General features: G+C 75.0%; 23 protein-coding genes. 6 read left to right on the top strand and 17 right to left on the bottom strand.

The features are described from left to right. Positions 1 to 52: 52 nt before the first annotated feature. Positions 53 to 640, bottom strand: a complete 588-nt coding sequence (locus tag ACIGHB_RS04020) for an XRE family transcriptional regulator (RefSeq protein ID WP_360321466.1) — start codon at positions 638 to 640, stop codon at positions 53 to 55. Positions 641 to 706: 66 nt separating this feature from the next. On the opposite strand from ACIGHB_RS04020, the gene ACIGHB_RS04015 reads away from it, so the two are divergent. Continuing rightward, positions 707 to 1,687: an NAD(P)/FAD-dependent oxidoreductase gene (locus tag ACIGHB_RS04015; protein ID WP_399909303.1), complete on the top strand. Its 981-nt coding sequence runs from the start codon at positions 707 to 709 to the stop codon at positions 1,685 to 1,687. A gap of 313 nt (positions 1,688 to 2,000) precedes the next feature. Beyond that, positions 2,001 to 2,783, top strand: a complete 783-nt coding sequence (locus ACIGHB_RS04010; RefSeq protein ID WP_399909301.1) for a VOC family protein — start codon at positions 2,001 to 2,003, stop codon at positions 2,781 to 2,783. Between the two features lie 85 nt (positions 2,784 to 2,868). Here the strand turns inward: ACIGHB_RS04010 and ACIGHB_RS04005 are convergent, their stop codons facing one another. From ACIGHB_RS04005 to ACIGHB_RS03955, 11 genes are all read right to left on the bottom strand, one after another. After that, a complete protein-coding gene (locus tag ACIGHB_RS04005) occupies positions 2,869 to 3,639 on the bottom strand; it encodes a PIG-L deacetylase family protein (RefSeq protein ID WP_360318669.1) in 771 nt (256 codons plus the stop codon). After that, on the bottom strand, positions 3,636 to 4,568 hold the full coding sequence (locus ACIGHB_RS04000) for an SIS domain-containing protein (RefSeq protein WP_399909299.1): 933 nt from the start codon (positions 4,566 to 4,568) through the stop codon (positions 3,636 to 3,638). Before ACIGHB_RS04000 ends, ACIGHB_RS04005 begins: the two co-directional genes overlap by 4 nt. A gap of 204 nt (positions 4,569 to 4,772) precedes the next feature. Beyond that, complete coding sequence (locus ACIGHB_RS03995) at positions 4,773 to 6,119, bottom strand: alpha/beta fold hydrolase (protein WP_360318674.1); 1,347 nt, start codon at positions 6,117 to 6,119, stop codon at positions 4,773 to 4,775. Positions 6,120 to 6,183: 64 nt separating this feature from the next. Next, positions 6,184 to 6,591 carry a VOC family protein gene (locus tag ACIGHB_RS03990; protein WP_399909297.1) on the bottom strand — a complete coding sequence of 136 codons (408 nt, stop codon included), beginning with the start codon at positions 6,589 to 6,591 and terminating at the stop codon, positions 6,184 to 6,186. A gap of 72 nt (positions 6,592 to 6,663) precedes the next feature. Further along, positions 6,664 to 7,494: an ammonia-dependent NAD(+) synthetase gene (nadE, locus tag ACIGHB_RS03985; RefSeq protein ID WP_399909295.1), complete on the bottom strand. Its 831-nt coding sequence runs from the start codon at positions 7,492 to 7,494 to the stop codon at positions 6,664 to 6,666. Between the two features lie 43 nt (positions 7,495 to 7,537). Beyond that, a complete protein-coding gene (locus ACIGHB_RS03980) occupies positions 7,538 to 8,692 on the bottom strand; it encodes a sulfite oxidase (RefSeq protein ID WP_399909293.1) in 1,155 nt (384 codons plus the stop codon). Between the two features lie 66 nt (positions 8,693 to 8,758). Continuing rightward, the gene (locus ACIGHB_RS03975) at positions 8,759 to 10,831 is read right to left on the bottom strand and encodes an ATP-binding protein (RefSeq protein WP_399909291.1); all 2,073 of its coding nucleotides are present in this window, start codon (positions 10,829 to 10,831) and stop codon (positions 8,759 to 8,761) included. Positions 10,832 to 10,876: 45 nt separating this feature from the next. Beyond that, entirely contained in the window at positions 10,877 to 11,821 is a 945-nt protein-coding gene (locus ACIGHB_RS03970; RefSeq protein WP_399909289.1) for an amino acid ABC transporter permease, read from the bottom strand. Next, on the bottom strand, positions 11,818 to 12,483 hold the full coding sequence (locus tag ACIGHB_RS03965) for an amino acid ABC transporter permease (RefSeq protein ID WP_360318686.1): 666 nt from the start codon (positions 12,481 to 12,483) through the stop codon (positions 11,818 to 11,820). The genes ACIGHB_RS03970 and ACIGHB_RS03965 overlap by 4 nt, the downstream gene beginning before the upstream one ends. A gap of 10 nt (positions 12,484 to 12,493) precedes the next feature. Then, positions 12,494 to 13,336, bottom strand: a complete 843-nt coding sequence (locus tag ACIGHB_RS03960) for a glutamate ABC transporter substrate-binding protein (RefSeq protein WP_399909287.1) — start codon at positions 13,334 to 13,336, stop codon at positions 12,494 to 12,496. Between the two features lie 19 nt (positions 13,337 to 13,355). Continuing rightward, complete coding sequence (locus tag ACIGHB_RS03955) at positions 13,356 to 14,141, bottom strand: amino acid ABC transporter ATP-binding protein (RefSeq protein ID WP_360318690.1); 786 nt, start codon at positions 14,139 to 14,141, stop codon at positions 13,356 to 13,358. A gap of 196 nt (positions 14,142 to 14,337) precedes the next feature. Between ACIGHB_RS03955 and ACIGHB_RS03950 the strand changes: the two genes are divergently transcribed. From ACIGHB_RS03950 to ACIGHB_RS03940, 3 genes are all read left to right on the top strand, one after another. Then, complete coding sequence (locus tag ACIGHB_RS03950) at positions 14,338 to 14,796, top strand: cyclic nucleotide-binding domain-containing protein (protein WP_360318692.1); 459 nt, start codon at positions 14,338 to 14,340, stop codon at positions 14,794 to 14,796. A 143-nt stretch (positions 14,797 to 14,939) separates the two neighbouring features. Next, positions 14,940 to 15,320, top strand: a complete 381-nt coding sequence (locus ACIGHB_RS03945) for a DUF6114 domain-containing protein (protein ID WP_399909284.1) — start codon at positions 14,940 to 14,942, stop codon at positions 15,318 to 15,320. Between the two features lie 87 nt (positions 15,321 to 15,407). Then, positions 15,408 to 16,778, top strand: coding sequence for a carboxyl transferase domain-containing protein (locus tag ACIGHB_RS03940; protein ID WP_399909283.1), 1,371 nt, complete (start codon positions 15,408 to 15,410; stop codon positions 16,776 to 16,778). Between the two features lie 90 nt (positions 16,779 to 16,868). Here ACIGHB_RS03940 and ACIGHB_RS03935 read toward each other — a convergent pair whose 3' ends face one another. The 3 genes from ACIGHB_RS03935 to ACIGHB_RS03925 form a co-directional block, all read right to left on the bottom strand. Next, positions 16,869 to 17,192 carry a plasmid stabilization protein gene (locus ACIGHB_RS03935; protein ID WP_360318701.1) on the bottom strand — a complete coding sequence of 108 codons (324 nt, stop codon included), beginning with the start codon at positions 17,190 to 17,192 and terminating at the stop codon, positions 16,869 to 16,871. Positions 17,193 to 17,213: 21 nt separating this feature from the next. Beyond that, on the bottom strand, positions 17,214 to 17,543 hold the full coding sequence (locus ACIGHB_RS03930; RefSeq protein ID WP_360318703.1) for a DUF3040 domain-containing protein: 330 nt from the start codon (positions 17,541 to 17,543) through the stop codon (positions 17,214 to 17,216). Between the two features lie 63 nt (positions 17,544 to 17,606). After that, on the bottom strand, positions 17,607 to 18,092 hold the full coding sequence (locus ACIGHB_RS03925) for an ATP-binding protein (RefSeq protein WP_360318706.1): 486 nt from the start codon (positions 18,090 to 18,092) through the stop codon (positions 17,607 to 17,609). Positions 18,093 to 18,251: 159 nt separating this feature from the next. On the opposite strand from ACIGHB_RS03925, the gene ACIGHB_RS03920 reads away from it, so the two are divergent. Further along, entirely contained in the window at positions 18,252 to 19,193 is a 942-nt protein-coding gene (locus ACIGHB_RS03920) for a SigB/SigF/SigG family RNA polymerase sigma factor (protein ID WP_399909281.1), read from the top strand. Here ACIGHB_RS03920 and ACIGHB_RS03915 read toward each other — a convergent pair. Together ACIGHB_RS03915 and ACIGHB_RS03910 are read right to left on the bottom strand one after the other, a co-directional pair. Continuing rightward, the gene (locus tag ACIGHB_RS03915) at positions 19,141 to 19,644 is read right to left on the bottom strand and encodes an ATP-binding protein (protein ID WP_399909279.1); all 504 of its coding nucleotides are present in this window, start codon (positions 19,642 to 19,644) and stop codon (positions 19,141 to 19,143) included. The two genes, ACIGHB_RS03920 and ACIGHB_RS03915, sit on opposite strands and share 53 nt — an antisense overlap. Continuing rightward, positions 19,641 to 20,063, bottom strand: coding sequence for an STAS domain-containing protein (locus tag ACIGHB_RS03910; RefSeq protein ID WP_399909277.1), 423 nt, complete (start codon positions 20,061 to 20,063; stop codon positions 19,641 to 19,643). Before ACIGHB_RS03910 ends, ACIGHB_RS03915 begins: the two co-directional genes overlap by 4 nt. Between the last annotated feature and the right edge of the window lie 113 nt (positions 20,064 to 20,176).

Raw genomic sequence — 20,176 nt, 5'->3', positions numbered from 1 at the left:
CGTGTCGTCCGCCGGCCCGCCGGTCTGCCCGCCGGCCTGTCCGCCCATCCGTTCAGCCGGACTTCTTGGGCCGGGCCCGTACGTGCATCCGCTCCCCCTGCGGTCCGTACAGGCTCAGGAACTCCACCGGCCCGTCGGCGGTGGGCCCGAACCAGTGCGGGACCCGCGTGTCGAACTCGGCCGCCTCGCCGGCCGCGAGGACCACGTCGTGCTCGCCCAGGACGAGCCGCAGCTTCCCGGAGAGGACGTACAGCCACTCGTACCCCTCGTGGACCCGCGGGTCCGGCTGCTCGGACGCCTTCTCCTGGACCACCTTGTACGCCTGGAGGCCGCCGGGCTGGCGGGTGAGCGGATACATGGTGCGGCCGTGCCGGACGATCGGGCGGGCCCGCACCCGGGGGTCGCCGACGGGCGGGGCGCCGACCAGCTCGTCCAGCGGGACCTGGTGGGCGCGGGCGAGCGGGAGGAGCAGTTCGAGGCTCGGCCTGCGCTGTCCGGACTCCAGGCGGGAAAGGGTGGAGACGGAGATGCCGGTGGCGGCGGAGAGGTCGGCGAGGGTCACCCCGCGGTCGCGGCGGACCCGGCGGAGCCGGGGGCCGACCTCGGTCAGTACGGCGTCGATGCGGTCGTCTTCGGTCATGACTCCAGTGTTGCAGAAACGGCAAGTTTCCTTGCCGGGGGAGGGGGACGGGGTGAGGCTCGTGGCATGAACGCACCTAGGGAGGCACTCGTGGAGGCCCGCATGGACGACGAGAACGGCTACGAGGTCGTGGTGATCGGTGGCGGCGCGGCGGGGCTCAGCGCCGGGCTGATCCTCGGCCGGTCACGGCGGCGCACCCTGGTGGTGGACGCGGGCGAGCCCCGCAACGCGCCGAGCGGCCACATGCAGGGCTATCTGTCGCGCGACGGGATGAGCCCCGCCGAGTTCCTGGCCGTCGGCCGGCGCGAACTCCAGGAGTACGGGGTGGAGGTGCGGCCGGGTGAGGTGACGGCCGCGACCCGGGAGGGCGAGGGCTTCGCCCTCACGCTGGCCGACGGCACCGTGCTCACCGCCCGGCGCCTGGTCGTGGCCACCGGGCTCGTGGACGAGCCGCCGGCGATCGAGGGGCTGGCGGAGCGGTGGGGCCGGGACGTGCTGCACTGCCCGTTCTGCCACGGCTGGGAGGTCCGCGACCGGCCTCTGGGGGTCGTCGCGCACCCGGCGATGCCGGTGCACCAGGCGCTGATGGTCTCGCGGCTGTCCCCCGACGTGACGCTCTTCCTGAACGGCGTGGAGCTCACCGGGGAGGACGCGCGGCTGCTGGCCGCGGCGGACGTCCGGACCGTGGCGGGCGCGGTCGAGGCGGTCGTCGTCGAGGACGACCGGCTGACCGGGGTCCGGCTCGCCGACGGGCGGACGGTCGGCTGCGCGGCGCTGTTCGCGGCGGGGACGCGGCTGCTGCCCCGTGACGCGGTGCCGCGGCAGCTCGGCGCGGAGACGTACGAGACGCCGTTCGGCGCCTTCGTGAAGACCGACGAGACGGGCCGCACGAGCGTGCCGGGCGTCTGGGCCGCGGGCAACGTGACCGGCCCGGCCGAGCAGGTCGTGAACGCGGCGAGCGCGGGCTACCGGGCGGGCGCGGTACTCCACGGCGACCTCCTCATGAGCGACCTGGCGGCGCGGGCGGCGGGGGGAGCGGCGGGCTGAGGGGGCACGGGCGGCGGACCCGGCGGGACGCCGGGGCTACGACGCGGCGGGGCGGGGGCCGTGGCGCCGAGCTATGCGTACCGCAGCAGCGGCGGGACGGCGGGTGCGGCGGGCGCCGTGGTTACGGCGGGACGGCGGGCGCGGCGCGGCGGAGCGACGGGCGCGGGCGCCGCGCGGTGGTGGGGCGGGGGGCGTGGGCCGGGTGGGTGAAGCGGGGTGGGGGTGGTCGCGTCGTTCGGGTGGAGGGCCGGGGATCGGTCATGGTGGCGGGATCCGGACCGGACTCAGGACGACGGAAGGACGGCACCGCCCCATGCTCGGCACCCAGTACACCCACGGTTCCCCCTGCTGGATCGACCTCGGCACCCCCGACACCGCCGCCGCGGCGGAGTTCTACGGCGGCGTGTTCGGCTGGGAGTTCCGGTCGGCCGGTCCGGAGGCCGGCGGGTACGGCTTCTTCCAGCAGGACGGCGCGACCGTCGCCGCGCTCGGCCCGCTCACCGAGGAGGGCGCGCGGAGCGCCTGGACGGTGTACTTCCGGACGACGGACGCGGACACGTCCCAGATGGTGACGGCCGCCGAGGGCGGCCGGGTCCGGGTCCGCGCCATGGACGTGATGGACGCGGGCCGGATGGCGGCGCTCACCGACCCGGGCGGGGCCCAATTCGCCGTCTGGGAGGCGGGATCGGTGAAGGGCCTGGACCGCACCTCCTCGCGGAACACGCTCGTCTGGGTAGAGCTCCACACGCCCGATCCGGAGGCCGCGCTCGCGTTCTACCGCTCGCTCTTCGACTGGCGCTGGGCGGCGATGGAGGCGCCCGGCATGACGTACCGGGTGATCTCCACCGCCGAGGGCGACCAGGAGGCCGCCTCCTTCGGCGGCGCCGCCGAACTCCAGGACTCCGGCGAGCGGTCCCGCTGGATCCCGTACCTGGAGGTCGGGGACGCCGACGCGACGGCGGACGCGGTGACCGTCTCGGGCGGTACGGTCCTGCTCCCGCCCGCGGACATCCCGGACGTCGGGCGCCTCGCCTGGTTCGCCGACCCCTCCGGCGCCGAGTTCGCGGTCCTCAAGCCGGCGCCGATGGGCGGCTGACGGTCGGCGGCGGGCAGCACGCGCCCCTGGGGCGGAACTCGCCGTCCCGGCAGTCCCGTTCAGCGGGCAAACCCCGGCGCGCGGCCTAGCGGGGGAAGAGCTCGAACGGCACCGCCGGACGTCCGCCGAAGCGGCCGGCCGACAGGTCGGCGGTGGAGGTGAGGAACTCGCGGACGTACTCCTCCGGCTTCTGGTCCGTCAGGGCCTCGATGTAGGCGCGGTGGCAGAGGAGCGACTCGATCGCCCGCTCCATGCCGGGCCCCGCGTCGACGGCGTGGGTCGGGGTGCTGGAGGCGGCGACGGCGACCCAGCGGACTCCGTCCCAGGGCGCGAGGCCGTGCTCGCCGAGTTCGGGGAAGATCCAGCGGTTGCCCGCGTCCGAGGCCGCGTCGAGGGTGGCGCGGCCGACCGCCACGTGGTCGGGGGTGTTCCAGGGCGCGCCCGGCCCGTCGCCCCAGCCGTCGCGGTGGTTGAGGGTCACGACCAGCTCGGGGCGGTGGCGGCGGATCGCCGCCGCGATGTCGCGGCGCAGGTCGGTGCCGTACTCGATGACGCCGTCGCGGTGGTCGAGGAACTCGACGGTGTCGACGCCGACGACGGCGGCGCTCGCCCGCTGCTCCTCCTCGCGCAGCGGGGCGCAGACGTCCGGGGCGAGCGTGTCGATCCCGGCCTCGCCCCGGCTGACCAGCAGGTAGACGACCTCCTTGCCGGCGTCGGTCCAGCTCGCGATGGCCGCCGCGCAGCCGTACTCCAGGTCGTCGGGGTGGGCGACGACGGCGAGGGCGCGCTGCCAGTCGCCGGGCATGTCGAGCAGTTGGGGCTGTCGGGACAGGCCGGTGGCCTCGGTGTCGGTCATGCCCGAAGGATACGGGCGGCGTCGGCCGCGCTCGGACGGAACCCTCCGGCAAGGATGACGGAGCGTGACTTGTGGCGCGGGCGATCGGGGTTGAGGCCGCGACGGGCGGCGAGGGCGACGGCGAGGCGCTGGGCGCGGACCAGCGCGGCGACCGGATCGACCGCGTCGGCGGTGAACAGGGCTCCGGTGGACTCGACTTCCTCGCGGAGGCCGGCCGGGACGGGGCCGAGGCAGCAGACGAGGCTGGACCGGTCGCTGACGCCGATGGGGCCGTGCCGGTACTCCATCGCCGGGTACGACTCCGTCCAGACGCGGGCCACTTCGCGGAGTTTGAGGGCCGCCTCCTCGGCGAGGCCGACGGTCCAGCCGGTGCCGAGGAAGGTGAACTGGCCGCGCCGCTCCCAGGCGGTGGGGAGGGGTTCGTAGAGGGCGAGTTCGGCGTCGGCGACGGAGGGCGCGAGGTCCGTCCCGAGCCCCGCGCGCAGGAGTTGGAGCGCGGTGGTGGCGAACCTGGTCTGGACGACGGAGCGTTCGTCGGCGAAGGACAGGTCGACGACCTGGCCGGCGCGGCGGGCGGCGGGGCTGTCGGCGACGCCGGTGAGGACCAGGGTGGGCAGCCGTCCCGCCGCGTCCGCGAGGAGGTCGACGACCTCGGTGGTCGTACCGGAGCGGGTGAGGGCGACGAGGCGGTCGTAGCCTCGGCCGAGCGGGGTCCGGTCGGAGGCGGGGAAGGCGTCGGTCTCGCCCGCGCCGAGGGATTCCCGCAGGGCGGCGTAGGCGCGGGCCATCAGGTACGAGGTGCCGCAGCCGACGACGGCGACCCGCTCGCCGCGCCGCGGCAGCCGGTCGGCGAGCGGCCCGGCGAGGGCGGCGGCGCGGCGCCAGGAGTCGGGCTGGCCGGCGATCTCGGCGGTGACGTGTGCGCTCATGGACCGAGTTGTAGCGGTCCGGGCGGGGACGGGCCATGGGCGTTCGGGGTCCGGTGCTTGGACTTTCGCGCGGGCCGCGCGGGTACGCGGCCCCGCGCGTGATGCCTCGCCGGCCCGCGCGTAGTGTCTCGCCGCCCCGCGCGGGCCCCGTCGGCCCGTGCCTGGTGCCTCGCCGGTCCCACTCGCGGGACCGGCGGCGTACCGTCAGAGCTCGTCGCGCGAGAGGGCGAGCAGTCTGTCGAGGACGCGCGGGCCGCCGGCCCGCACCCCGTCGTGCTCGAACTCGTCGGTGACCCAGGTCCGCAGTCCGCGGATCGCGGCGGCGGTCTCCAGGGAGTGGGCGGTGTCGACGTACATGTCGTCGTGGTAGACGGCGGCGGCCACCGGCACCCGGTTGGCGGCGAGGACGCCGGGGTCGTACAGCGGGGTCCAGTCGTCCCGCCGGGCGAGGAGTTCGGCGGTCTCGCGCAGCGGGCGCAGCGCGGGGTCGGTGGTGAAGTGCCAGGGGTGGACGGTCTCGCCGGTGAGCAGCACGGGGCGGCCCGCGGCGAGCGCGGCGGCGGCGTCGAACTCCGGGAAGTCGGCGCGGACCCGTTCGGCGGCCCAGGCGGTGGGGCCCTGGCCCTGGGCGTAGATGGCCTCGTGGAGGACGGCGTAGAGCGGGTGTCCGGCGTACGAGAGGTGGCTCTGGACCTGTTCGAGGAAGGCGTCGGCGAGGGCGGGGCCCGCGGGGGTGGGGACGAAGGCGCCTTCCAGGAGGTGGTGGAGCTGGTGGGTGCCGTCGCCGGAGCCGAGGAGGATGCCGAGGGACTGGAACGCCTCGACGGTGAGGAGCCCGCCGCCGGGGAGGGTGACCTCGTGTTCCAGGAGGTGGGCGGCGATCGCGCGGACGCGTTCGGCGTCGCGCGGGTAGCGGGCGAAGTGGGCCTCGTTCTTGCGCCGGACGCGCGGGTAGGCGGCGGCGTACACCTCGTCGGCGGTGGCGTCGAGGGAGGGGAGGCCACCGGTGACGAGGACGCGCTCCAGGCCCTCGGGGGCGGTGGAGAGGTAGTGGACGGCGCAGAAGCCGCCGAAGCTCTGGCCGAGGACGGTCCAGGGGGCGCCCCCGGTCAGGCGGCGGCGGATGAGCTCGCAGTCCGTGACGATCGAGTCGGCGCGGAAGTGTGTCAGGTGCTCCGCCTGGGCGGCGGCGTCGCCGCGCAGCGGGAGGGTCTGGCGGTTGGCGGGGGTGGAACGGCCGGTGCCGCGCTGGTCGAGCAGGAGCACCCGGAACTCGCGGAGGGCGCGGTCGAGCCACGCCTGCCGGCCGATGAGGCGGCGGGCGCCGAAGCCGGGGCCGCCCTCCAGGTAGACGAGCCAGGGACGCCGCTCGCGTTCGGCGTCGCCGAGGCCACTGGCGACGATCTCGCGTCCGTAGACCTCGATCTGCTCGCCCTCGGGGCGCGCGTGGTCGAGGGGGACGGGGAAGTGGTGGTCGGTGACGACGACGCCGGGCTGGCGGTAGGTGGTCAACAGTGCTCCCGCTGCTGTTCCTGGTCCGTGATCCCCCATTCGCCCAGTGGATCACAGTCCGCCGCCGCCGGTCGCACCGGCCCGCCCGGGTGGGCGGTCGGGGTCAGCCGGTCTGCATCACCGCGATGGTGTTGCCCGCCGGGTCGGTGAACCAGGCGATCGCCGCCGGTCCGCCCTCTTCGTGCTCGCCCTCGCCGGGCCGGACGACGCCCTTGTCGTCGGCCTCGAACTCGGGGTAGCGCTCGAAGGTCGCGCCCCGGGCGACCAGGTCGTCGACGGCCCGGTCGATGTCGTCGACCTCGAAGTTGAGGACGGTGTAGGAGGCGGGGGTGTGGTTCTCCTTGGGGTAGACGAAGACCCGGGCCCCGCCCGGCAGGGTCAGGTACATCATCCGCATGTCCCCGGTGCCGGTCTCCTCCACGGTCAGGCCGAGCCGGTCGCCGTAGAAGGTCCGGGCGGCGTCGAGGTCGTCCACCGAGAAGCTGCTGTACGCCGTGGTCTCGCCGAACATGGCGTGCTCCCTTCCGGGGCCCCGGGGCGGGGCGCCCACCCTTCCAGGATCCGCCCGTTCGGCGCGGGGCGCTCAGGGCGCGATCGGCAGCTGCCGCTTGTGCTCGGTGAGGTCGTAGCGGCGGACGATCGCCGCGTGGGCGGCCTCTCCGACGGGCTTGCCCTCCAGGAAGTCGTCGATGTCGTCGTAGGTGACGCCGAGCGCGTCCTCGTCGGGCTTGCCCGGGTCGAGGGTCTCCAGGTCGGCGGTGGGGACCTTCCAGACCAGGCCGTCGGGGGCGCCCAGCTCGGCGGCGACGGCGCGGACGCGCCGCTTGGTGAGGCCGGTGAGCGGGACGAGGTCGGCGGCGCCGTCGCCGAACTTGGTGAAGAAGCCGGAGACGGCCTCGGCGGCGTGGTCGGTGCCGACGACGAGGCCGTCCTGGGCGCCGGCGACCGCGTACTGGGCGATCATGCGCTGGCGGGCCTTGATGTTGCCGTGCACGAAGTCCTGGTGGTGGGCGTCCCGGAAGACGACCCCGGCGGCCAGGGCGGCGTCGAGGGCGGCGTCGCTCGCCGGCTTGATGTCGACGGTGAGGACCTGGTCGGCGCGGATGAAGCCGAGGGCGGTCTGCGCGTCCCGCTCGTCGGCCTGTACGCCGTACGGGAGGCGCATGGCGTAGAAGGTCGCGTCGTGGCCGGCGGCGCGGGCGCGCTCGACGGCGAGCTGGCAGAGCCGGCCGGCGGTGGTGGAGTCGACGCCGCCGCTGATGCCGAGGACGAGCGAGCGCAGGCCGGTGCCGGTCAGGTGCTCGGTGAGGAAGGCCACCCGTCGTTCGATCTCGGCGGCCGGGTCGAAGGTCCCGGAGACCTGGAGCTCCCGGGCGATCTGGTGCTGGCGGGCGGTGGGCGCCGGGTCGGTCACGGAAATCTCCTCGTCGGGACGGGTACGGGCGACGGATCCGACTCTACGGCGTCGTGGGTGGGACGGGTCGCCCCGGCTCCGGGGTGCAGAGCACCTCGACGCGCTGGACGAGGTTGTTGGCGAAGCCGCCGCGGTTCCAGGGCGCGGTGAGGGGCTGGACGCGGCCGGTGGCGTCGGTGGCGCGGACGGTGAGGTGGCGCAGGCCAGGGGTGGCGGTCCAGGTGGTGTGCCAGGCGGCCCAGGCCCAGGGGTGGGCGGGGTCGGGGACGACCTCGGCGTCGGTCCAGGCGGCGCCGCCGTCCTCGCTGACCTCGACGCGGACGACGGGTCCGTGGCCGGACCAGGCGCGGCCGGTGAGGGGGACGGGGCCGGGGCGGACGACGCGGGCCCGGCTCATGAAGTCGGGGAAGCCGGGCGGGGCCATGAGGGCGCGGGGCGCGATGAGGGTGACGGGGGTGCCCTCCTCGCCGGGCTCCTGCCGCACGCGGTAGGCGGCGGTCTGCTGGTAGCCGGTGTAGGGGGTGGCGGTGAGGGTGATGTCGCGGAGCCACTTCACGTGGGCCATGCCGTACCAGCCGGGGACGACGAGCCGGAGCGGGCTGCCGTGCTGGGGCGGCAGCGGGGCGCCGTTCATGGCGTACGCGACGAGGACGTCCCGGGCGGGGTCGGCGGCGGTGGCGAGCGGGAGCGAGCGGCGGTAGTCCTGCTCGACGCCGCGTTCGACGCCGTGGTCGGCTCCGGTGAAGACGGCTTCGACGGCGTCCTCGGCGGTGCCGGCCTCGGCGAGGAGGGCGGCGAGGGGGACGCCGGTCCACTCGGCGGTGCCGACGGCCTCGACGAGCCAGGGCTGGCTGACCGGGCGGGGGGCGAGGCGGGCGCGGCCGTTCCCGGCGCATTCGAGGGTGACGCGGCGGGTGGTGGCGGGGCGGGCGCGGAGGGCGTCGAGGTCCAGGTCGAGCGGGCGCAGGACGCGGCCGCCGACGGTGAGCCGCCACTCGTCGGGGTCGGTGTCGGGGATGTCGTAGTGGACGAGGACGTAGTGGAGGCCGGGTGGGGTGAGGTCGTACCGGAGGGCTTCCAGCGGGAGTCCGTGGTTGCGGGTGGCGAGGGCGAGTTCGTGCGGGGTGATGGCCTCGTCGGGTTCCGCGACCCGCGCCGGCGTGCTGAGGGCGCCCAGGTCGCCCGGCGATCGGTCCATGTCCTCATGGTGCGCCGCGCGGGGTGGGGCCGCGCGGCGGCGGGGACGGCGCGGCGCCTCGGGCGGTCAGCCGGTGTCGAGGGCGCGGTCCAGGCCGGTCTGGGGGTGGTCGGTGAGGGCGCGGAGGAAGATCTCCTCGTAGGCGGGGTCGCCGAGGGCGGCGCGGACGTCGGCCGTGTAGTGGGCGTGGAGGGCGCGCAGGCCCGGCAGGCCGCGGCGGGGCTGGCCGGTGGCCCGCCAGTACGCCTCGCCGGTGCCGGAGGCGTCGGCCGCGCGGGCGCCGTCGCCCGCGGCGGCGTAGGCGGTGGCGAGGACGTCGAGGCCGAGGGCGGTGCCGAGTCCGGCGCCGAGGGCGCGGGTGCCGGCGAGCATGGCCCTGGCGTGGTCGGCGGCGGCGGCCGGGTCGCCTTCCAGCAGGCCGGCGAGGGCGAGCTGGTACTCCAGGGCGGTGCGGATCCAGTGTTCGTCGAGCGTGTCGCAGAGGGCGCGCAGGGCGAGGGCGTCGGGGCGGGCCTCGGCGAGCCGGCCGAGGCCGGTGAGGGCGAAGACGCGGACGAGGTGGCAGCGGAGCATCGCGGCGGAGTCGGCGGGGCGGCCGCGGGCCGAGGCGAGGACGTGGTCGACGACGAGGAGGGCGGCCCGGGCGCGGCCGGTGGTGAGGGCGAGGAGGCCGGCGAGGGCGGCGGCGTCGAGGGTGAGCTCGCCGGGGCGGTACGGCTCCGGGGGCGTGCCGGCCCGGTCCGGCGGGTGTTCGGTGTGGCGGGCCTCGCGGGCGCAGCGTTCGCTGACGTCCTGGGCGGGGCCGAGGTCGCCCTGGAGGACGAGGGTGACGCCGAGGGCCCACAGGGCGCGGGTGCGGGCGCGGCCCCGGGTCCCGCTGAGGAGGAGGGCCTGTTCGAGGCCGTCGCGGGCCTCGCGGAGCCGGCCGCGGCAGGACCAGGCGAAGGCGACGCAGCCGACGAGGTCGAGGGCGGCGTCGGGGTCGGTGCGCAGGAGGCGGTCGAGGGCGGTGCGCAGGTCGGTGTGGTGGGTGTCGACGGCCCGGTACCACTGGAGCTGGCGGCTGCCGTGCCAGGCGGCCGGTCCTTGTCCGGCGAGGGCGCGGAAGTGGGCGGCGTGGCGGTCGGCGACGGTGCCGGTCTCGCCGAGCCGGTCGAGCCAGCCGGCGCCGTACTCGCGGATGGTGTCGAGGAGGCGGTGGCGGCCGGCGCTGTCGGCGGGGCGGACGACGGAGGCGCGGACGAGGCCGTCGAGGGCGGCGGGGAGGGTGTCGGGGGTGAGGGGGCCGCCGGTGCAGACGGCGGCGGCGGTGGGGAGGTCGAAGGGGCCGCGGAAGACGGAGAGGCGGGCCCAGAGGAGGCGTTCGAGGGGGTCGGCGAGTTCGTGGCTCCAGCCGATGGCGGCGCGCAGGGTCTGGTGGCGGGCGGGCCAGACGCGTTCGGGGTGGGCGAGGAGGTCGAAGCGGGCTTCGGGGGGTGCGGTGAGGCGGCTGCCGAGCTGGTCGCGGACGGCTTCGGCGCCCTGGAGCCGGATCTGGGCGGCGGCGAGCTCCAGGGCGAGGGGTATGCCTTCGAGGCGGACGCAGATCTCGCCGGCGGGTCCGGCGGCGGGCAGGTCCACGCCGGCGGCGGTGCGGAGGAGGGCGAGGGCGTCGTCGCCGGCGGGCGGGAGCGGTTCGAGGAGGACGGTGTGTTCGCCGGGGACGCCGAGGGGGCGGCGGGAGGTGGCGAGGACGGTGAGGCCGGGGGCGGCGGCGAGGAGTTCGGCGACGAGGCGGCCGCAGGCGTCGGCGAGGTGGTCGCAGCAGTCGAGGACGAGGAGGAGGCGGGTCTCGGCGAGGCGGCGGCGCAGGGCGCCGGAGTCGGTGCCGGGGGTGTGGTCGGCGAGGTCGACGGAGTCGGCGACGAGGGCGACGAGGAGGCGTTCGCCGTCGAGCTGGCCGAGGTCGGCCCACCAGGCGCCGTCGGGGTGGCGGTGGCGGACGCGGTGGGCGGCGCGCAGCGCGAGCCGGGTCTTGCCGACGCCGCCGACGCCGGTCACGGTGACGAGGCGGTGCTCCGCCAGCGCGGCGGTGATGCGCTTCAGTTCCGTGCGGCGGCCTGCGAAACCCGGGTTCTCGTCCGGTAGATGTCCACGCACGGGAGCAGTGTCCCTCATGTCCGGCGCGAAATCTGCTGTCGGAAGCTACGGCTTGGGGGGCTCCCCCGGCGTGGCGAGGTCGTCGACGGCCTCGGCGGTGACGACGGCGCCGGTGGAGCGCTTGCCGCGGCGCAGCCGGCGTTCCAGCCGGTTGGCGACGGTGGTGAGGGCGAGGTTGAGGAGGACGAAGAGGACGGCGACGACGGTGAAGCAGGCGATGGTGTTGGCGCCGTAGTTGGCGCTCATGGGGCGGACGGAGGCGAGGAGTTCGGAGAAGCCGAGCATGGCGCCGCCGAGGGCGGTGTCCTTGACGATGACGACGAGCTGGCTGACGAGGGCGGGCAGCATGGCGGTGACGGACTGGGGCAGCAGGACGTACGTCATGGTCTGGCCCTTGCGCATGCCGATGGCCTTGGCGGCGTCGGTCTGGCCCGCGGGGAGGGCGAGGATGCCGGCGCGGACGACCTCGGCGAGGACGGAGGCGTTGTAGAGGACGAGGCCGGTGACGACCGCGTAGAGGGGGCGGGTCTCGGGGCTGATGTCGGTGAACTCGGCGTAGGCGGCGTTGGCGAAGAGCATGAGGATGAGGACGGGGATGGCGCGGAAGAACTCGACGACGGTGCCGGCGGTCGCGCGGACGGTGCGGTGGTCGGAGAGGCGGCCGATGCCGAGGAGGGCGCCGAGCGGCAGGGCGAGGACCATGGCGAGGGCGGCGGCGACGACGGTGTTCTTCAGGGCGGGCAGGAGGTAGGTCTCCCAGACGCGCGGGTCGGTGAGGAACGGCTCCCATTTGACCGCCTCCAGCTGGTTCTTGGCGGCGAGGCCGTCGATCACCCACCAGACGACGGCGCCGAGGGCGGCGAGGAAGAGCACCGTCCACAGCAGGTTGCGGCGGCGGGCGCGGGGGCCGGGGACGTCGTAGAGGACGGTGGCGGGTTCGCCCTTGGCGGCGCGTTTGCCGGAGGCGCGCCGGGCGGGGCCGGACGTCACCGTTTGACCGCCACTTTCTTCGCGAGCCGTCCGAGGAGGAGGCCGGTGGGGAGGGTGAGGCAGATGAAGCCGAAGGCGAAGAGGGCGGAGATGAGGATGAGCTGGGCCTCGTTCTCGATCATCTCCCGCATGAGCAGGGCGGCTTCGGCGACGCCGATGGCGGCGGCGACGGTGGTGTTCTTGGTGAGGGCGATGAGGACGTTGGTGAGGGGGCCGACGACGGAGCGGAAGGCTTGCGGGAGCACGATGATCCGCAGGATCTGGGGGAAGCTGAGGCCGATCGCGCGGGCGGCCTCGACCTGGCCGAGGGGGACGGTGTTGATGCCGGAGCGCAGCGCCTCGCAGACGAAGGCGCTGGTGTAGGCGGTGAGGCCGAGGACGGCGAGCCGGAAGTTGATGGTGGTGAAGCGGTCGGCGCCGAGGTCGACGCCGAGGGTCTGGAAGAGGCCGAGCGAGGTGAAGACGATGATGACGGTGAGGGGGATGTTGCGGACGATGGTGACGTAGGCGGTGCCGAAGCCCCGCATGAGGGGGACGGGCCCGACGCGCATGGCGGCGAGGAGCGTCCCCCAGACCAGGGAGCCGAGGGCGGACCAGAAGGTGAGCTGGACGGTCACCCAGAAGGCGCCCAGGAGGTCGTAGCCTTCGAGGAAGTCGAACACGGCGGCCGGCTCACTCGACGATCACGCCGATCTTCGGGGCGGGTTCGTTCTGGTAGTTCGCCGGGCCGAAGTTCTTCTCGACGGCCGCGTCCCAGGAACCGTCCTCGACCATCTTCTCCAGCGCGGTGTTGATCTTGTTCTTGAGGTCGCTGCCCTTCTGGACGCCGATGCCGTAGTTCTCGTTGCTCAGCTCGAAGCCGCCGAGCTTGAACTTGCCCTCGAACTCCTCCTGGGCCGCGTATCCGGCGAGGATGGAGTCGTCGGTGGTGAGGGCGTCGATGACGCCGTTCTCCAGTCCGGTCAGGCACTCGGAGTAGCCGCCGTACTCCTGGAGCTGCGCGTCGGGGGCGATCTCGTCCTTGACGTTCTGCGCGGAGGTGGAGCCGGTGACGGAGCAGAGCCGCTTGTCGTTCAGGTCGGACGGCTGCTTGATGGAGTCGTCGTCGGCGCGGATCAGGACGTCCTGGTGGGCGAGGAGGTAGGGCCCGGCGAAGTCGACCTTCTCGGCCCGCTCGTCGTTGATCGAGTAGGAGGCGGCGATGAAGTCGACGTCGCCGCGCTGGAGCATGGTCTCCCGGTCCGCGCTCTTGGCCTCCTTCCACACGATCTGGTCGGGGTCGTGGCCGAGTTCCTTCGCGACGTACGTGGCCACGTCGACGTCGAAGCCGGTGTAGGTGCCGTCCGGGGTCTTGAGGCCGATGCCGGGCTGGTCGAACTTGATGCCGATGGTGATCTCCTCCCCGTCGTCGTGGCCCGCCGGGACCGCGCCGTGGGCGAGCGAGGCGGAGCCGAGGGCGAGGACGACGGCCGTCGCGGAGGCGACGAGGGTCCTGGTGGTCCTGAGCGGGTTCATGGTCATCACCCCGTGGGTCTCAGTGGTGGAGGATCTTGGAGAGGAAGTCGCGGGCGCGGGCACTGCGCGGGTTGCCGAAGAACTCCTCGGGGGTGGCCTCCTCGACGATCCGGCCGTCGGACATGAAGACGACCCGGTTGGCGGCGGAGCGGGCGAAGCCCATCTCGTGGGTGACGACGGCCATGGTCATGCCGTCCTGGGCGAGCTGCCGCATGACCTCCAGGACCTCGTTGATCATCTCGGGGTCGAGGGCGGAGGTCGGTTCGTCGAAGAGCATCACCTTCGGGTCCATGGCGAGGGCGCGGGCGATGGCCACGCGCTGCTGCTGGCCGCCGGAGAGCTGGGCCGGGTACTTGTCGGCCTGTTCGGCGACGCCGACCCGGTCGAGGAGGGCGCGGGCGCGTTCCTCGGCTTTCCCGCGGTCCTTCTTGCGGACCTTGATCTGTCCCAGGGTGACGTTGTCCAGGACGGTCTTGTGGGCGAAGAGGTTGAAGGACTGGAAGACCATGCCGACGTCGGCGCGGAGCCGGGCGAGCTCCCGGCCCTCGGCGGGCAGGGGGCGGCCGTCGATGCGGATCTCGCCGCTGTCGATGGTCTCCAGGCGGTTGATCGCGCGGCAGAGGGTGGACTTGCCGGAGCCGGAGGGGCCGATCACGACGACGACCTCGCCGCGTCGGATGGTGAGGTCGATGGAGCGGAGGACGTGGAGCGTCCCGAAGTGCTTGTCGACCCCGCGCAGGACGACGAGCGCGTCGCCGTCGTCCGGGACGGGAACGTGCCCGGCGGGAACTTCCGGGACGGGCATGTCACCCTCCTGGCTCACGCCCCCCCTCGGCCGTTTCCTCCTCGGTCTCATGCTCCGCCCTGCACCGCCGGGACGCACCCCGGGACGCCTGCCGGGGCTGCCGGGGGCGGGGGCCGGGGCCGTCCGCCGCCTGCGGACCGGTCGCGGCGGGCGGAGACTGGGAGCGGAGCCGTACGCGCGAGGAGGAGGGCCCGTCATGAGGAGTGCCGCACCCAAGGTCAGCACGCTGCCGGCGGAGCACCGCGAGCGGCTGATGGCCTTCGCAGAGGATGTGTACTTCGATTCCGGAGACCGGCTCTTCGAGGAGCAGCAGCACGCGGAGCGGTTCTGGATCGTGAAGACCGGCGCGGTGAGTCTGGACGCGAAGGTGCCGGGGCGGGGTTCGCCGGTGATCGAGACACTGCGCCACGGGGAGCTGGTCGGTCTGTCCTGGCTGTTCCCCCCTTATCTGTGCCAGTCGGGGGCGGAGGCGATGACGCCCGTGCGGGCGTACGAGTTCGACGCGACGGCGGTGCGGTCGATGTGCCACTCGGACCTGGAGTTCGGGTCGGCGGTGTACTTCTGGGTGGGGTCGATCCTGGCGCACCGGCTCCAGGTGACCCGGGTGCGGCTGCTCGACCTGTACGCGCCGCACGGGAGCGGAATCATGGCCTGAGGGTCTGAGGGGCCTGAGGCTCCGGGCGTGCGGGGCCGCGCGGTTCGGCGCGTTCGGGTTTTCGCCGCGCGGGAGTTGAAGTCTCGGGGGTGGGGCCGTACGGTCCGCGCGTACCGCTCCTCCCCGGATGTCAGGAGCAGCCCATGGACCCGCTCGCGCCCGTGTCCGGCCGCCGGCGTGCCTGGCGGGCGTGGCGGCGGAGGCGGCCGTTCGGCGCGGGGCTGCTGCTCGTGCTCGGCGGGGCCGAGATCCTGCTGGTCCAGCGTGCCGGGCCCGGCACTCTGCTCGCGGCGGGGGCGGACGTGCGGTACGCGCTGCCGCTGCTGATGTGCGGCTGCGGGGTGCTGCTCCTGGCCGCTCCGCACGGGCGGCGGGCGGCCGCGGTGGTCGGCGTCCTGGCCTCGCTCGGGTCCTGGGTGGCGTCCGACCTGGGGGGCTTCCTGCTCGGCATGGCGCTCGGGATCACGGGCGGTCTGCTCGCGCTCGGCCACCGTGCCGCACCGGTGGCGCCGGGGCCGGGGTGATCTCCGCCGCACCCGGGCCGGGGGCCGGTCCGGGGCGGCTACCCGGCGGTACGGTGACGGGACCGGGCGACGGGCGGGAGGCCCCGTATGACAGCACCTGCGAACGCGCGCGAGGCCCTGGCCCTCGTCTCCGACGACTTCACCGAGCTCCCCGGCGAGGACGGCCCCCCGGACGACCGGGGAGACGGCTATGGCGACGGGCCGATCGGCTGGCCCGGGTACGGGCGGGCCAGGGCCGCGGCGGCGGCCCGTTCCGGCGCGTCCGAGTCGGTGGTGTGCGGCACCGGCACGGTCGGCGGGACGCGGACGGTGCTGGTCTCCTTCGAGTTCGGCTTCCTCGGCGGCTCCATCGGCGAGGGGACCGGTGCCCGGGTCGCGGCGGCGCACGCCCACGCGCGGACGCACCGGCTGCCCGTGACCGTGCTGCTCGCGACGGGCGGCAGCCGGATGCACGAGGGGATGCGGGCGCTGGTCCAGCTCCAGCGGCTCGCGGGTGAGTCGGCGCTCACCCGGGCCGCCGGTCTGCCCCAGCTCGCGGTCCTGCGCGACCCGACGACCGGCGGGGGCTGGGCCACGCTCGGGGCGGGCTCCGACGTGGTCCTCGCGCTGCCGGGCGCGCAGGTGGGCTTCGCGGGGTCCCGGGTCCGGCCGGTGGACGCCGACCCGGCCGCGTACACGGCCGAGTCCCAGCTCGCCCACGGCCATGTGGACGCCGTCGTCCCCGCCGGGGAGCTGCGCGGGGTGCTGGGCCGCTGGCTCTCGCTGCTCACCCGCCCCGCCGTGGGCTCGGTGCCGCCGCCGTATGCGCTCGGCGGCACCGAGCCGTCCGCGAGCGGACGGGAGGCTGTGGCGCGGGCCCGCCGTCCTGAGCGGCCCCGCGCGGACCGGTATCTCGCGGAGGTGTTCACCGAGCGGGCGGAGCTCTCCGGAGACCGGGTCGGGGGGACGGACGCGGGGATGCGCTGTGGCTTCGGGCGCCTCCCGGACGGGCGTACGGCGGCGTACGCGGCGCAGTGCGGGACGGCGACCCGGCCGGCCGGGTTCCGTACCGCCGCCCGGCTGGTGCGGCTGGCCGGGCGGCTCGGGATCCCGGTGCTGACGCTGATCGACACCCCGGGCGCCGCCAACGACGCCGAGGCGGAGCGGGCGGGCGCGGGTCCGGCCATCGCGGAGCTCTTCGGCGCCGTCGCGGAGGCACGGGTGCCGGTCACCGCGCTCCTGGTCGGCGAGGGCGGCTCGGGCGGCGCGCTCGCGCTCGCCGCGCCCGGAAACACCTGGGCGACCCCGGACGCGTACTTCTCGGTGATCGCCCCCGAACTCGCCACCGCCATCCTGAAGCTGCCACCGGAGGAGGCGGACAGGACGGCCGACCGGCTGCGGCTGCGGCCCGAGGACCTGGTGGAGCTCGGTGTGGTCCGCGGCGTGGTCGGGGCCCGGCCCGCGGATCCGGGGCGCTGACGCGGGAGGCGGGGGCGGACCCCGGCAGGGGCGGGCGCCGGGGTCCTCGGTGGTTCAGTGGTCCTCGGTGGTTCAGTGGTCCTCGGTGGTTCAGTGGCCGAGCTTCTTCTTCAGTTCGGCCTTGTTCATCTGCGACCTGCCGTGCAGGTTGCGGCGCTGGGCCTCGGCGTAGAGCTGGTCGTACGTCGGGCCCTCGGCGCCGCTGTGCGAGCGCTTGCCGCCGCGCCGGTACGAGGACATGTCGTCGAGGGAGCTCTTGCTCGCGGTCTTCGACTCGCCCGCGCGGGCCCGTTCCTTGTTGACGGTCCGGGCGGCGATCTCCTCCGCGCGCTCCTCGCTCTCGCCTCGGTCCAGCACGCTCTCCTTGATGTGCTCGTACTGCCTCTCGCGCTTGGCGTTCGATCCGCGGGGCATGGTGCGCTCCTCTCGTACGGTTCAGTCGGCGGGCCGTCCGCCGCCCGCGTGGCGCCGGGTCCAGCGGACCACGAGGCGCAGCAGCAGGATCAGCGTGACCACCCATGCGGCGGCGAAGGCCCAGATCAGGGCCGGGGCGGAGGTCGCGACGGCGAGGACGAGCAGGGTCAGCGTCGCGGCCCCGAGCAGGGCGGCGGCCGGCGCCCCCAGGCGGCCGGCGGGCGGCGCGGGGAGGCGGCGGGCGGGCCGGTGTCCGGTCATGCGCCGGGCGAGGCCGCCGTCGGCGCTCAGGTCCTCCTCGATCTCGGCCAGTACGCGCCGCTCGTACGCGGAGAGCCGGGTCTCGTCCATCGCGGCCACCTCCTCCGATGCGGAATCCCCCCACCGGGCGGCGGGGTCGTCCCATCCGGGCTGCTACCCGCCCCGGGCCCCTTCAGACAGCCCTGTCCGGGCCGGTGGCGGGAAGGAGATCTCGCACCAGACCGTCCGGCCGCGCTCGCGCGGCACCCAGCCCCAGGCGGCGGCGAGCCGCTGCACCAGGTAGAGGCAGTGCCCGGACGGCTGGGCCGGCCGGTGCCGGCCGCCGGGGCGGGGGCGGTCGGCGGCGGTGTCGCTCAGCTGGAGCCAGACCCCGTCCACGGAGCGGTCGATGCGGAGCTCGTACGGGACTCCCCCGCGCCGTGTCGCGTGGGCGACGAGCTCGGTGACGAGCAGCTGCACGTCGGCGGCGGCCGTCCGGGTGGCCGGGGTCAGGGGGCCGTACCAGTCCGTCACGGCCTGCGCGGAGAGATCGCGGAGCCGGCCGGCGGTGCCCGGTCCTCCGCCGAGGACGTACCGACGCGACGACGCCGTCCCGCCGCTCCACTCCGCCGTCCCGCCGGTCCGCTCGCTTTCCGTCATGGTCAGCGCCTGACCATGACGAGCGGAATAAAACCCCATAAATGACTCAAATCACCCAGAGGGGGAATCCTCCTTACAAGGACGCTCAACCGACGGGCCGCGACACCCGCCACCCCCCGATGGCGGCGCCGGTCCCCCGGAACCGTCGATCGGAATCCCATGGCCATCGGCCACGTCGCACACCGTCCGTCCCCGCGCCTCCACGACGATCACCGCACGCCCGCCGGCACCACGACCGCCGCCGCCGTCCGGCATCGGGCCCTCGGGGGCCTGGCCGAGCCGGAGAACCCGACGGCGGCGACGACGGACGACGCCCGGACCCTCTCGGTGGCTCTCTTCCAGCGGCTCCGCGCCCTCGACGTGGGCACCCCGGAGCACGCGTACGTCCGGAACACCCTGGTGGAGCTGAACCTGAGCCTGGTGAAGTTCGGTGCCCGCCGGTTCCGCGGCAGGCCGGAGCCGGCCGAGGACATCGTGCAGGTCGGGACGATCGGCCTGATCAAGGCGATCGACCGCTTCGACCCCGGCCGGGGCGTGGAGTTCTCCGCCTTCGCGCTGCCCACGATCGTCGGCGAGATGAAACGATTCTTCCGGGACACCGGCTGGGCCGTCCGGGTGCCGCGCCGCCTCCAGGAGCTGCGGATCGACCTGGCGAAGGCGTCCGACGCCCTGGAGCAGCGGGACGGTCACCGGCCCGGCCGCGAGGCGCTGGCCGAACGACTCGAGCTGACCGTGGCGGAGGTCGCCGAGGGCGAGCTCGCCTCGAACGCGTACACGGCGCACTCGCTGGACGCCCCGATCGGCGAGGACGACGACGAGCGCGCCCCGCGCGGCACCGACGGGCGGCGCACCGCCGTCGAGGAACCCTCCTACGAGCTGATCGACGACCTGGACTCGCTCCGGCCGCTGCTGGAGCGGCTCGACGCCCGCGACCGGCTCATCCTGTCGCTGCGCTTCGGCCAGGAGCTGACCCAGGCCGAGATCGGCCGGCGGATCGGCCTCTCCCAGATGCACGTCTCCCGGCTGCTCGCCCGGATCCTCGGCGAGCTCAGGTCCGGTCTCCTGGACGACGGCGCCACGGCGGACGGGACGGCCGGCTGACCTCCAGCCACACCACCTTGCCCGTGGCCGCCGGGCCCCGGTCCGTGGAGCCCCAGTCGCTCGCCAGCCGGTCGAGGACCATGAGCCCGTGGCCGCCGGGCAGCGAGGGCGAGCGGGGCGCGAGGCGGCGCGGGTGCTCGGGGCTGCGGTCGGCGACCTCGACGCGGAGCAGGCCGTCGGCGTGCCGGAGGACGAACTCCTCGGGCCCGCCCCCGTGCAGGCACGCGTTGGTGACCACCTCGGAGACGAGCAGCAGGACGTCCTCGACGCGTTCGCGCGCCCGGGGGCTCTCGGCGGGGATCCAGCCCCAGTCGGCGAGGGCCCGCGCCGTGAAGTCGCGGCAGCGGGAGACCGCGCCCGCACTGCCCCGCAGCAGCAGCCTGCGGGTCTGCGCGGGTGTCCCGTCTCCCTGGGCCATCTCGCCCTCCCGCACGACCGGCGGGCCCGTCACACCGGATCCCCGGGGCGGGCGTCCCCCGCCCCGTCGGCGGCCAGCGCCTCGGCCACGTCGGCGTACACCTGGAAGACGCGGTGGGCCCCGGTGATCTCGAACATCCGGTCCACCGGTGGTCGCAGCCCGGCCAGGTCGAGGCGCGCCCCGGACTCCAGGGCCCGCGCGCGGGCCCTGAGCAGCAGGTTCAGGCCGGTGGAGTCGCAGAAGTCGAGTCCGGCGCAGTCGACGACGATCCGCGCCGCGCCCTCGTGCTTCTCCAGCGCGGTGCGGAGCGGTTCGACCGTGTCGTGGTCCAGCTCCCCGCGCGGCGCGACGACGACGGCGTCCGTGCCCCAGTCGGCCCGGACGTCCACCGTGAAGCGATCGCGCCGCGCGGGCGGCGGCCCGTCGCCGAGCGCGCCCTGTTCGCTGTCCATGCGCACCTCACCTTCGCCGGTGAGACCATTTTCGGCCAGTTCGGCACGGTATGCGAGGAGAGGCCGCCGGGCGGGGTCAGACGGTGACCGGGGGTGGGGGGCAGATGGCGGCT

It is taken from the genome of Streptomyces sp. NPDC085460 (assembly GCF_044541975.1).
In the GTDB taxonomy this organism is placed as follows: Bacteria; Actinomycetota; Actinomycetes; order Streptomycetales; family Streptomycetaceae; genus Streptomyces.
Note: the sequence above shows the minus strand (reverse complement) of the source record. Positions and strands in the feature narration are given on the sequence as shown.

Coding starts and splice junctions, on each gene's coding strand:
- ACIGHB_RS04020 (WP_360321466.1), bottom strand. CDS start 640: ATGACCGAAGACGACCGCATCGACGCCGTACTGACCGAGGTCGGCCCC.
- ACIGHB_RS04015 (WP_399909303.1), top strand. CDS start 707: ATGAACGCACCTAGGGAGGCACTCGTGGAGGCCCGCATGGACGACGAG.
- ACIGHB_RS04010 (WP_399909301.1), top strand. CDS start 2,001: ATGCTCGGCACCCAGTACACCCACGGTTCCCCCTGCTGGATCGACCTC.
- ACIGHB_RS04005 (WP_360318669.1), bottom strand. CDS start 3,639: ATGACCGACACCGAGGCCACCGGCCTGTCCCGACAGCCCCAACTGCTC.
- ACIGHB_RS04000 (WP_399909299.1), bottom strand. CDS start 4,568: ATGAGCGCACACGTCACCGCCGAGATCGCCGGCCAGCCCGACTCCTGG.
- ACIGHB_RS03995 (WP_360318674.1), bottom strand. CDS start 6,119: ATGGGGGATCACGGACCAGGAACAGCAGCGGGAGCACTGTTGACCACC.
- ACIGHB_RS03990 (WP_399909297.1), bottom strand. CDS start 6,591: ATGTTCGGCGAGACCACGGCGTACAGCAGCTTCTCGGTGGACGACCTC.
- ACIGHB_RS03980 (WP_399909293.1), bottom strand. CDS start 8,692: ATGGACCGATCGCCGGGCGACCTGGGCGCCCTCAGCACGCCGGCGCGG.
- ACIGHB_RS03960 (WP_399909287.1), bottom strand. CDS start 13,336: ATGAACCCGCTCAGGACCACCAGGACCCTCGTCGCCTCCGCGACGGCC.
- ACIGHB_RS03955 (WP_360318690.1), bottom strand. CDS start 14,141: ATGCCCGTCCCGGAAGTTCCCGCCGGGCACGTTCCCGTCCCGGACGAC.
- ACIGHB_RS03950 (WP_360318692.1), top strand. CDS start 14,338: ATGAGGAGTGCCGCACCCAAGGTCAGCACGCTGCCGGCGGAGCACCGC.
- ACIGHB_RS03945 (WP_399909284.1), top strand. CDS start 14,940: ATGGACCCGCTCGCGCCCGTGTCCGGCCGCCGGCGTGCCTGGCGGGCG.
- ACIGHB_RS03940 (WP_399909283.1), top strand. CDS start 15,408: ATGACAGCACCTGCGAACGCGCGCGAGGCCCTGGCCCTCGTCTCCGAC.
- ACIGHB_RS03935 (WP_360318701.1), bottom strand. CDS start 17,192: ATGCCCCGCGGATCGAACGCCAAGCGCGAGAGGCAGTACGAGCACATC.
- ACIGHB_RS03930 (WP_360318703.1), bottom strand. CDS start 17,543: ATGGACGAGACCCGGCTCTCCGCGTACGAGCGGCGCGTACTGGCCGAG.
- ACIGHB_RS03925 (WP_360318706.1), bottom strand. CDS start 18,092: ATGACGGAAAGCGAGCGGACCGGCGGGACGGCGGAGTGGAGCGGCGGG.
- ACIGHB_RS03920 (WP_399909281.1), top strand. CDS start 18,252: ATGGCCATCGGCCACGTCGCACACCGTCCGTCCCCGCGCCTCCACGAC.
- ACIGHB_RS03910 (WP_399909277.1), bottom strand. CDS start 20,063: ATGGACAGCGAACAGGGCGCGCTCGGCGACGGGCCGCCGCCCGCGCGG.